Source organism: Streptomyces palmae (assembly GCF_004684805.1).
Lineage (GTDB): Bacteria > Actinomycetota > Actinomycetes > Streptomycetales > Streptomycetaceae > Streptomyces > Streptomyces palmae.
The window spans coordinates 1-10,290 of sequence record NZ_SRID01000250.1 but is presented as its reverse complement, the minus strand read 5'-3'; the positions used below and the strand labels follow the sequence as shown (position 1 = coordinate 10,290).

The following is a 10,290-nucleotide window of genomic DNA, read 5'->3' as shown; positions in this document are numbered from 1 at the left end:
CGCCCGCGGAGGTCTCCTCGTGACCGCACCGGACCGCCCCTCCCGCCCGGAACACCGCCGCCCCGCACGCCCCAAGCGCCGCGCCCGCTGGGGGCTGCGGCTGGCATCCGTCGCCGCCGGGCTGGTGCTGGCCGCCGCGGGCGTCGGGCACGCCGTGCTCACCGGACTGGAGTCGCACATCAAGCGGGTGAACGCCTTCGACGGGCTCAGCGACCGGCCCAGGGGCAGCGACGGAACGAACATCCTGGTGGTCGGCACCGACGGCCGCGACCGGATCACCGAGGGCCAGCGGCGGCGCTACCGGCTGGGCGGCGCCCCCTGCCGCTGCACCGACACCATCATGCTGGTGCACCTGTCCGGCGACCGGGACCGGGCCAGCGTGGTCAGCCTGCCCCGGGACACCTATGCCGAGATCCCCGCGTACACCGACCGGGCCACCGGGAAGCGGCACCCGGCGCACCCCCGGAAGATCAACGCCGCCTATGCCGAGGGCGGCCCCAGCCTGACGGTGCGCACCGTGGAGCACATGACCGGGGTGCACATCGACCACTATCTGGAGGTCGACTTCGCCAGCTTCATGAAGACCGTGGACGCGGTGGGCGGGGTGCGGGTGTGCACCGCGCGCCCGCTGAGGGACAGCCACAGCGGTCTGGACCTGGCGCCCGGCTCGCACACCCTGCACGGTGGTCAGGCGCTGCAGTACGTGCGCTCCCGGCATCTGGACGCCGCCGCCGACCTGGGACGGATGAGCCGGCAGCAGCGCTTCCTGGCCGCGCTGCTGCGCAAGGCCACGGACAGCGGGCTGCTGCTGAACCCGGTGCGCTTCACCCAGGTGGCCTCCGGGCTGCTGGACTCGGTCCGTGCCGACCGCGGCTTCGGCACCGACGAGCTGATGACGCTGGGCCGGGCCCTGCGCCACCTGACCCCCGCCTCGTCCGAGTTCGCCTCGGTGCCGGTGAGCGAGCCGAGCCACCCGGTGCCGGGGGTGGGCTCCACCGTCCGCTGGGACAGGGCGCGGGCCGCCCGGCTCTTCCAGGCGATCCGCCAGGACCGCCCGCTGGCCGAACACGCCCCGCGACCTCACCACCCCCGCCCCCGGCCCCGCCCGGCGGCCGTCGAGGTGCCGCCCGGGCGGATCCGGGTGCAGGTCTTCAACGGCGCCGGCACGCGCGGGCTGGGCCACCGGGTGGACCAGGCGCTGCGCCGCGCCGGCTTCGCCACCACCGGGGCGCCCGCCGACGCCGCGCGGCAGGGCGTCGCGCACACCGTGATCTCGTACGACCCCGGCTGGGACCGCTCGGCCCGCTCGCTGCGGGCCGCGCTCCCCGGCGCCCTGCTCACTCCGGCGCCCCGCCAGGGGCCCGTGCTGCGGGTCACGGTGGGTACGGACTACCGCGGGGTGCGCCCGGTGCGTACCGATCCCCTGGACCAGCGGCCCGCCGCCACCGGCTACGGGGCGCTCACCGGCGACCAGGTGGACTGCCAGTGACGAGGCGGGGTCAGGCCCACCCGGTGAGCAGGGTGTGCAGGACCGCCTGGGCGGTGGGCAGCCGGTTCGCCGCCTGGCGCCAGACCAGGGAGCGGGGGCCGTCGAGCACCTCGGAGGTGATCTCCTCGTCCCGTACCGCGGGCAGGCAGTGCATCGCCACCGCGTCCGGGCCGGCCTGGGCCAGCAGGGCGCCGTCGACCCGGTAGCGGGCGAGCCGCTCGGCGCGCTCGGCCCGCTCGTGGGGCTTGTCGCGCTTGTCCATCGAGACCCACACCTCGGCGTAGACCGCCTGGGCGCCGCGGACCGCCTCGGCCGGCTCGGTGGTGAGCCTGACGGAGCCGCCGGTGACCGCCATCACCGCGCGGGCCTCGGCGAGCAGGTCCTCGTCCGTGGTGTAGCAGGCCGGGCTGGCGATGGCCAGGTGCATGCCGGAGGCCGCGCAGGCGGCGAGGAAGGAGTTGCAGGTGTTGCTCCGCCCGTCTCCGACGAAGGCGGCGGTGAGGCCGGTCAGGCCGCCGAAGTGCTCGGTCAGTGCCAGCAGGTCGGCCAGTGACTGGCAGGGGTGGTGGGTGTCGGTCAGCGCGTTGATCACCGGCACCTCGGCGGCCGCCGCCATCCGCTCCACCACCTCGTGTGCGAAGGTGCGGATCGCGATGGCGTCCAGATAGCCGGAGAGCACCCGGGCGGTGTCCTCGACGGTCTCGCCGTGCCCGAGCTGGAGTTCGTCCCGGTTCATCACCAGGGCCTGCATCCCGAGCCGGTGGGCCGCGATGGCCAGCGAGGTCCGGGTGCGGGTGGAGGGCTTCTCGAAGATGCAGCCGAGGACGGCCCCGTCCAGGCTGCGGCGCCATCCCAGGGGTTCCTGCTTCATCCGCCCGGCCAGCTCCAGGATCCTGGAGAGCGCTCCCGGATCGAGGTCGGCCACCCGCAGCAGGTCCGTGGGGACCTCACCGCCCGCGGCCAGGCCGACGGGGGTCCGTGTCGCGGGCGGATCGATCATGGGAACACCAGCTCGCTTCCACCGCTCGGGCCTCGGCGGCCTGGGGGCGCCGCGGCCGGGTGCCGGCGGTCGGCCGCGCTCGGCCGCTCGCCTCCCGCGGCCTCCGTACGCTCTGCCACTCGGCGGCCGCGCGCCCTCGGCCCCCGGCCGCCGCTCAGCGACCAGCCTGCCGTGCGTACCGCTGCCGGGCATCCGCAGCCGTGCGGACGGGTGAAGCGGGGGCGGGCGCGGGCGCCCGCGTCAGTGGTCGGTCGGCTGGTACGGCGCGTACGGCACCCTGGTGGCCTTCCGGCCCCGGGACCGTCTTGGCAGCCGCCGGCCCCGGCACCGCCACCGTCTCGGGAGCCGCCGGCCCCGGGACCGTCCTGGCAGCCGCCGGCCCCGGCACCGCCACCGCCTCGGGAGTCACCGCCCCGGGACCGCCGACGTGCCGCCGGGCAGTCGCCGGGCAGTCGCCGGGAGATGGTCCCGGCCGCTCAGTCGTCGATGCCCTCGGCCGCTCGCCTGTCGCGCAGCTCCTTGATGGCGCGGCGCCGGGCGAGCCGGTGGGTGCGGCGGATCTGGGCCTCCTGGTAGCGGCGCTTGTCGCGCTCGGTCTCCGGGATGATCGGCGGCACCGGACGCGGCTTGCCCTCCGCGTCGACCGCCGCGAACACCAGGTAGGCGCTGCCGACCTGGGTGGCCGGGGCGGACTCGTTCCACCGCTCGGCGAGCACCCGGACGCCGACCTCCATCGAGGACCGTCCCGTCCAGTTGACCTGGGCCTTCACATGGACCAGGTCGCCGACCCGGACCGGCTCCAGGAAGGCCATCTCGTCCATGGAGGCGGTGACCGCGGGGCCACCGGAGTGTCGCCCGGCGACCGCGCCGGCAGCGTCGTCCACCAGTTTCATGATCACACCACCGTGCACCGTGCCCAGGAGGTTGGTGTCGTTGTGGGTCATGATGTGGCTGAGCGTGGTGCGGGAAGCGGAGGTGTACTTCCCCGGCAGCGGCTCAGGGGCGGGGGACTCGATCATATGTCCACTGTATGCGGGGAAAGCGGCCCCACCCGGCCCGAAGAGGCGGGACGTGCGCAGGGACACACCGCTGTGGCGAATGCATCATCTCTGCAACAGCCCCGGCCCGATCCAGGCTCCGGGCTGTCAGGGCGCCCGCGCGAGCATGCACACTTCCTCCTATGAACGAATGGCCCGAGGGGCGGACCGGCAGCGGCGGTGAGCGGTACGGGGGCGGCAGCGGCAACACCCAGCCGGAAGGTGCCCGTTCCATGCCGCAGGTGCGGCGTGGCAGCACGCCTCGCGGCGTGCCCGGGGGCCCGGCCCAGCCCAGGACCGAGCCTCCGCTGCCCCCCGAACTGAACCCGCGCCGCCCGCGCGGGCCGGTGCCGCCGCCGCGCCACTCCGCGGGCCAGGGTGTGCCGGGCGGCCCCGGCGGGCGCCCGGACGACGGCTACAACACCGGACAGGTCTACGGCCACGGCAGCGCGAACGGACCGGGTGGCCCCGGCGGCCCCGGTGGCCCCGGCCAGGGCGACGGCCGCCCGCCGGCCCGCCCGGCCCGTCCGGCGCGTCCCAAGAACTGGAAGAAGCGCATCGGCATCGGCGTGGCGGTCGTACTCGGCCTGCTGGTGGTGGACGGGGTCGTCACCTACTTCTGGGCCGACTCCAAGCTGCGCCGCGAGGTGGACCTGAGCAAGGTCGAGGACCGGCCGGAGAGCGGCAAGGGCACCAACTTCCTGATCGTCGGTTCGGACAGCCGCGAGGGCCTGTCCGCCGAGGAGAAGAAGAAGCTGCACACCGGCTCCGCCGACGGCCGCCGTACCGACTCGATGATCCTGCTGCACATCGGGGACAACGGGAACACCATGGTCAGCCTGCCGCGCGACTCGTGGGTGACCATACCCCCGTTCACCGGCTCGGAGAGCGGCAAGCGCTACCCGGCCAGCCAGAACAAGCTGAACGCCTCCTTCTCCTCCGACGGCCCCGGCCTGCTGGTCCGCACCGTCGAGTACAACACCGGCCTGAAGATCGACCACTACGCGGAGATCGGCTTCGACGGCTTCGCCAAGATCGTGGACGCGGTCGGCGGGGTGGAGATCGACATCCCGCAGGACATGAAGGAGAAGCACGCCGGCACCAACTTCAAGAAGGGCAGGCAGACGCTGGACGGCCAGGAGGCGCTCGCCTTCGTCCGGCAGCGCTACGGCCTGGCCGGCGGTGACCTGGACCGCGCCAAGAACCAGCAGAAGTTCCTGGCCGCGCTGGCCAACAAGGCCGCCACGCCCAGCACGATCATCAACCCGTTCAAGCTCTACCCGACCATGGGCGCCGGCCTGGACAACCTGGTGGTCGACGAGGACATGAGCCTGTGGGACCTGAAGAACATGTTCTTCGCCATGAAGAGCGTCTCCGGCGGCGACGGCAAGCAGATCACCATGCCGGTCGCCAACCCCGGCTACGCCACCTCCAAGGGCAGCGCGGTGCTCTGGGACAAGACCAAGGTCAAGCAGCTGACCGAGCAGCTGAAGAACGACGAGAAGGTCACCATCACCAACTGATCCGGTACGGCGGGTAGTGGTAGCCGGATGGGCGGTTCCCCAGGCGGGGGGAGCCGCCCGGCGGCGTCCCGACTATGCTCATGCAGCGCATCCGCCCGTCCGCAGCATGGAGAGTCCCGCATGGCCCTCAAGATCACCGTGATCGGCACCGGCTACCTTGGCGCCACACACGCCGCGGCCATGGCCGAGCTGGGCTACGAGGTACTGGCGCTGGACGTCGTCCCGCAGAAGATCGAGGTGCTGGCCACGGGCCGGGCCCCGATGTACGAGCCGGGGCTGGACGAGCTGCTCCAGCAGCACGTGGAGGGGCTGGAGGGCTCCACCGGGCGGCTGCGGTTCACCACCTCCTACGCGGAGGTGGCCGACTTCGGCGACATCCACTTCGTCTGCGTGAACACTCCGCAGCGGCACGGCGAGTACGCCTGCGACATGAGCTACGTGGACTCCGCCATCGAGTCGCTGGCCCCGCTGCTGAGCCGGCCGGCGCTGGTGGTGGGCAAGTCCACGGTGCCGGTGGGCAGCGCCGAGCGGCTGGCGGCCCGGCTGGCCGAGCTCGCCCCGGTGGGTGCCGACGCCCGGCTGGCCTGGAACCCGGAGTTCCTCCGTGAGGGCTTCGCGGTGCAGGACACCCTCCACCCGGACCGGATCGTGGTGGGCGTCGCCGACGACCAGGCGGAGAAGCTGCTGCGCGAGGTGTACGCGGGGCCGATCGCCGAGGGCTCGCCGTTCGTGGTCACCGACTACCCGACCGCCGAGTTGGTGAAGACCGCGGCCAACTCCTTCCTGGCCACCAAGATCTCCTTCATCAACGCGATGGCCGAGGTGTGCGAGGCCGCCGACGGCGATGTGGTGAAGCTGGCCGAGGCGATCGGGCACGACGAGCGGATCGGCAAGAAGTTCCTGCGGGCCGGCATCGGCTTCGGCGGCGGCTGCCTGCCCAAGGACATCCGGGCGTTCATGGCCCGCGCCGGCGAGCTGGGCGCCGCCCAGGCGCTGACCTTCCTGCGCGAGGTCGACTCGATCAACATGCGCCGCCGCGGGCACATGGTGGAACTGGCCCGCGAGGCGGTGGGCGGCAGCTTCCTGGGCAAGCGGGTGGCGGTGCTGGGCGCCACCTTCAAGCCGGACTCGGACGACGTACGGGACTCCCCCGCGCTGAACGTCGCCGGGCAGATCCACCTCCAGGGCGGTCAGGTGACCGTCTTCGACCCCAAGGGCATGGAGAACGCCCGCGCCGTCTTCCCCACCCTGGCCTACGCCCCCTCCCCGCTGGAGGCGGTGCGCGGGGCGCATGCGGTGCTGCACCTGACCGAGTGGTCCGAGTTCCGTGAGCTGGACCCGGCGGAGCTGGGCGCGGTGGCCGCCGAGCGGCGCGTACTGGACGGCCGCAACGCCCTTGACCCGGCCCGCTGGCGCGACGCCGGCTGGGACTTCCGCGCCCTGGGCCGCCCCCGCGCGTAGCGCCTTCGCGGCGGGCGCACCGGGGGAGCGGCGCGGTGTGATTCAGCCGCGGGTCGTGTGTGGCCGATCGCGCGGTTCCTCGCGCCCCCTTCGGGGCGCCACTCACGCCGACCCGCCCGGACCCCGCGCCCGCGACGCCCGGGACCTCCGCGCCCTGGGCCACCCCGCGCGTAGCGCCTTCGCGGCGGGCGCACCGGGGGAGCGGCGCGGTGTGATTCAGCCGCGGGTCGTGTGTGGCCGATCGCGCGGTTCTCCCCCAGACTTCGTCCGGGAGGTGCCCCCACCCCCAGACTTCGGCCCGGGGGACCCCAGCGCCCCTTCGGGGCACCGCTCGCGTCCCACAAGCGGCGTCACCCACCTCTTCTTCCGGCGGCGCTGACCTCCGGTCCACCTCTTCACACACCGGGCGGTGGCCCGCCTCCCCTCCGCAGGGGGAGGCGGGCCACCGCCCGGCCCGCATGGTGCGCGTGACGGCGGGGCCGGCCGGACCGGCGGGCGCCGGGTGAGAAGACGATCACCTCTCGGGAAGGAGCAGCACCGCATCAGATACCGCACTGCCGAAAGCTGACGGGCCGACCCCGCCATAGACATGCTGATGCCTTCACTTCGTTGTTGCAAGTTATGTGCAATAGAGGCATAGGCTGTCCCCGGACGATCACCCACACGGAAAGGGGACGTGCCTGATGGGCACCTACGCGCTTCCCGACCTGCCCTACGACTACGCCGCGCTGGAGCCGGCCATCACCGGGCAGATCCTGGAGCTGCACCACGCCAAGCACCACGCCGCCTACGTCAAGGGGGCCAACGACACCCTGGAGCAGATCGCCGAGGCCCGCGAGAAGGAGCAGCCGGCCCCTGCCCACCTGGTGGGGCTGGAGAAGACCTTCGCCTTCAACCTCTCCGGGCACGTGCTGCACTCGATCTTCTGGCAGAACCTCTCCCCGGACGGCGGCGACCGCCCCGACGGCGTCCTCGCGGAGGCCATCGAGAAGGACTTCGGCGGGTTCGAGCAGTTCAAGAGGCAGCTCACCACGGCCACCGCGTCCGTTCAGGGCTCCGGCTGGGGCGTCCTGGCCTGGGAGCCGCTCGGGCAGCGCCTGATCGTGGAGCAGGTCTACGACCACCACGGCAACGTCGGCCAGGGCACCACGCCGCTGCTGGTCTTCGACGCCTGGGAGCACGCCTACTACCTGCAGTACAAGAACGTCCGCCCGGACTACGTCACCAAGCTGTGGGACCTGGTCAACTGGGAGGACGTCCTCGCCCGCTACACCGCGGCGACCGGCGCCTGAACCGGCGGCACGACCTCCTCTCGGGCGGGCCGGGAAGCGATGGCGGCTTCCCGGCCCGCTCAGTCGTGCAAGCGGCCGGGCCGAGCCTCGGACACGCCCTGGGCGTACGGGTTCCACCCCGCCTCAGGCGCCGCCCCTGCCGCGGTAGGTGCGCATCTTGGCGCGGCTGCCGCAGACCGCCATGGAGCACCAGCGGCTGCGCCCCGCCGGGCTGCGGTCGTAGTACGCCCATTGACAGTCCTCGGCGACGCAGGCCTTCAGCCGGTTCCAGTCGCGGCCCGCGGCGATGATCCCGGCGGCGATCGCGGCGGTGAGCGCCGGCAGGCCGGTGAGCCCGGGGGCCGGGCGGAGGGCCGCCCCGCCCGCCGCGTCCAGGGCGAGCACCAGCGGGGCGGCGGTGAGCAGCCGGTCCAGGGCGGCCAGCGTCGCGGCCGGCACATCGGTGCCGCTGTGCGCCAGGCAGGCGGCGCGCAGCGCCTCGCGGAGGGCGCACAGCTCGGGTAGGTCGCCGGCGTCGAGGGCGATCCCGGGGAGCCCCCGGTCGGCGAGGAGCGTACGGAAGTCCTCGAGGCCGCCGGGGATGGTGAGCCGGTCGTGGCCGGTCTCGACGTCCAGGGTGTTCACCAGCTCCTGGACCAGGCGGAGCGAATCGGGCGCGGGGGCCCGCTGACCAGGTTGCTGCACCTTCGTCAGGTTACCGGCTACCCGAGCCATGAGGTAACGGTTACCCGTTGACGATGAATACCGGTAACGACATGATGAGGCGACGGTTACCGGTTGGCAGCAGTAACCGGTAACACCATCATGCTGCCGGACGATCCGAAGGAGAGACGCGATGGCCATCGCCACGCTGGGCGTCACCGTGTTGGACTGCCCTGACCCCCGTGCCCTCGCCGAGTTCTACGCGAAGGTGCTGGGTGGCACGGTCCAGGTGGACAGCGAGGACTGGGTCGAGGTCATCGGCGAGCGGGGGCGGGTGCTGGCCTTCCAGCTGGCCCCCGGCCACGTACCGCCGCGGTGGCCGAGCGACGACGGCTCCCAGCAGTTCCACCTGGACTTCAACGTGCCCACCGCGCGCCTGGACGAGGCCGAGCGCGAGGTGCTGGCGCTCGGGGCGAAGCTGGTGGAGGGCGACGAGGGCGGCACCCGCAACTGGCGGGTCTATCTGGACCCGGCGGGGCACCCGTTCTGCCTCTGCGCCCACTGACACGCCAGGGGTACGGGCGCGGACGCCCGCGGCCCGTACCCCCTCGTCCCCCGGCCGGGGGTCAGCCGTCCAGCTGGTCGATGGTCGCGTTGGACGGTGCCGTGGTGGCGCTCAGATCGCGGGCGACGTCCTCGGCCGAGCGCAGCACCCGTACCGCGTTCTGCCAGGTGAGCTTCGCCAGGTCGGCCGTGGACCAGCGGCGCTCCAGCAGCTCCGCCACCAGCCGCGGGTAGCTCGCCACGTCCGGCAGGTCGGCCGGGGTGAACGCGGTGCCGTCGTAGTCGCCGCCGATGCCGATGTGGTCGATGCCCGCGACCTCCCGCATGTGGTCCAGGTGGTCGGCGATGGTGGCGGTGGTGGCCAGCGGGCGCGGGTTGGCCTCCTCGAAGGCATGGTGCACCGCCATCGCCTCCGGGGTGGTGTCCAGGTGGTGGAAGCCGTGCGCCCGCATGTTCTCGTCCGCCGCCCGGGTCCAGGCGACCGCCTCCGGCAGCACGAACTTCGGCACGAAGGTGGCCATCGCCACTCCCCCGTTGGCGGGCAGCTGGGCCAGCACGTCGTCCGGGATGTTGCGCGGGTGGTCGCAGACCGCGCGGGCCGAGGAGTGCGAGAAGACGACGGGGGCGGCGGTCGTCCGGAGCGCGTCGCGCATGGTGTCGGCGGCGACGTGGGAGAGGTCCACCAGCATGCCGAGTCGGTTCATCTCCCGCACCACCTCCTCGCCGAAGCGGGTGAGGCCGCCCGCCTTGGGCTCGTCGGTCGCCGAGTCCGCCCAGGGGATGTTGTCGTTGTGGGTGAGCGTCATATAGCGCACGCCCAGCGCGTACAGGGCGCGCAGGGTGGCCAGCGAGCAGTTGATGCTGTGCCCGCCCTCGGCGCCCATCAGCGAGGCGATGCGGCCTTCCCGGCGCGCCGCCTCCATGTCGTCGGCGGTGAAGGCCGCCCGCAGGTCGCCCGCGTAGCGCCCGGTCAGCTGCCGTACCACGTCGATCTGTTCCAGGGTGGCGCTGACCGCCTCGTCCCCGGCCATGTCGGACCGTACGTACACCGACCAGAACTGCGCGCCGACGCCGCCCGCCCGCAGCCGGGGGATGTCGGTGTGCAGCCGTCCGGTCTGGTCTGCGGCGATGTCGAGCCGGTCGAGGTCGTAGCGGACGTGCTCACGCAGCGCCCAGGGCAGGTCGTTGTGGCCGTCGACGACGGGATGGTCGGCCAGCAGTTCGCGCGCCCGCGCAAGAAGGTCAGTCATCCCCTCATCCTGCTACGCCCCCACCCCAACCT

At 73.1% G+C, this 10,290-nt stretch carries 9 protein-coding genes; 5 read left to right on the top strand and 4 right to left on the bottom strand.

All coding sequences use genetic code 11. The features are described from left to right. Positions 1 to 19 precede the first annotated feature (19 nt). The gene (locus tag E4099_RS22525; protein ID WP_135340929.1) at positions 20 to 1,489 is read left to right on the top strand and encodes an LCP family protein; all 1,470 of its coding nucleotides are present in this window, start codon (positions 20 to 22) and stop codon (positions 1,487 to 1,489) included. A 10-nt stretch (positions 1,490 to 1,499) separates the two neighbouring features. On the opposite strand, the gene argF is transcribed toward E4099_RS22525, so the two are convergent. Together argF and E4099_RS22515 are read right to left on the bottom strand one after the other, a co-directional pair. Then, positions 1,500 to 2,489, bottom strand: coding sequence for an ornithine carbamoyltransferase (gene argF, locus E4099_RS22520; protein ID WP_135340928.1), 990 nt, complete (start codon positions 2,487 to 2,489; stop codon positions 1,500 to 1,502). A 476-nt stretch (positions 2,490 to 2,965) separates the two neighbouring features. Further along, positions 2,966 to 3,508 carry an acyl-CoA thioesterase gene (locus E4099_RS22515; RefSeq protein WP_135340927.1) on the bottom strand — a complete coding sequence of 181 codons (543 nt, stop codon included), beginning with the start codon at positions 3,506 to 3,508 and terminating at the stop codon, positions 2,966 to 2,968. Between the two features lie 161 nt (positions 3,509 to 3,669). Here E4099_RS22515 and E4099_RS22510 point away from each other — a divergent pair, with 161 nt between their 5' ends. The 3 genes from E4099_RS22510 (at position 3,670) to E4099_RS22500 (ending at position 7,802) form a co-directional block, all read left to right on the top strand. Beyond that, positions 3,670 to 5,049, top strand: coding sequence for an LCP family protein (locus tag E4099_RS22510; protein WP_135340926.1), 1,380 nt, complete (start codon positions 3,670 to 3,672; stop codon positions 5,047 to 5,049). A 120-nt stretch (positions 5,050 to 5,169) separates the two neighbouring features. Beyond that, complete coding sequence (locus E4099_RS22505) at positions 5,170 to 6,510, top strand: UDP-glucose dehydrogenase family protein (protein WP_135340925.1); 1,341 nt, start codon at positions 5,170 to 5,172, stop codon at positions 6,508 to 6,510. Between the two features lie 683 nt (positions 6,511 to 7,193). Beyond that, positions 7,194 to 7,802 (top strand): superoxide dismutase, encoded by a 609-nt coding sequence (locus E4099_RS22500; protein ID WP_135340924.1) that lies wholly within the window; start codon positions 7,194 to 7,196, stop codon positions 7,800 to 7,802. A gap of 123 nt (positions 7,803 to 7,925) precedes the next feature. Here E4099_RS22500 and E4099_RS22495 read toward each other — a convergent pair whose 3' ends face one another. After that, the gene (locus E4099_RS22495) at positions 7,926 to 8,486 is read right to left on the bottom strand and encodes a CGNR zinc finger domain-containing protein (RefSeq protein ID WP_245245082.1); all 561 of its coding nucleotides are present in this window, start codon (positions 8,484 to 8,486) and stop codon (positions 7,926 to 7,928) included. A 151-nt stretch (positions 8,487 to 8,637) separates the two neighbouring features. Here E4099_RS22495 and E4099_RS22490 point away from each other — a divergent pair, with 151 nt between their 5' ends. After that, entirely contained in the window at positions 8,638 to 9,009 is a 372-nt protein-coding gene (locus tag E4099_RS22490) for a VOC family protein (protein ID WP_135340922.1), read from the top strand. A gap of 61 nt (positions 9,010 to 9,070) precedes the next feature. Here E4099_RS22490 and E4099_RS22485 read toward each other — a convergent pair whose 3' ends face one another. After that, a complete protein-coding gene (locus tag E4099_RS22485) occupies positions 9,071 to 10,258 on the bottom strand; it encodes a dipeptidase (protein WP_135340921.1) in 1,188 nt (395 codons plus the stop codon). Between the last annotated feature and the right edge of the window lie 32 nt (positions 10,259 to 10,290).

Bases quoted from the DNA above. Each gene is read 5' to 3' on its own strand.
- argF (WP_135340928.1), bottom strand. From the start codon at position 2,489: ATGATCGATCCGCCCGCGACACGGACCCCCGTCGGCCTGGCCGCGGGC.
- E4099_RS22515 (WP_135340927.1), bottom strand. From the start codon at position 3,508: ATGATCGAGTCCCCCGCCCCTGAGCCGCTGCCGGGGAAGTACACCTCC.
- E4099_RS22510 (WP_135340926.1), top strand. From the start codon at position 3,670: ATGAACGAATGGCCCGAGGGGCGGACCGGCAGCGGCGGTGAGCGGTAC.
- E4099_RS22505 (WP_135340925.1), top strand. From the start codon at position 5,170: ATGGCCCTCAAGATCACCGTGATCGGCACCGGCTACCTTGGCGCCACA.
- E4099_RS22500 (WP_135340924.1), top strand. From the start codon at position 7,194: ATGGGCACCTACGCGCTTCCCGACCTGCCCTACGACTACGCCGCGCTG.
- E4099_RS22490 (WP_135340922.1), top strand. From the start codon at position 8,638: ATGGCCATCGCCACGCTGGGCGTCACCGTGTTGGACTGCCCTGACCCC.
- E4099_RS22485 (WP_135340921.1), bottom strand. From the start codon at position 10,258: ATGACTGACCTTCTTGCGCGGGCGCGCGAACTGCTGGCCGACCATCCC.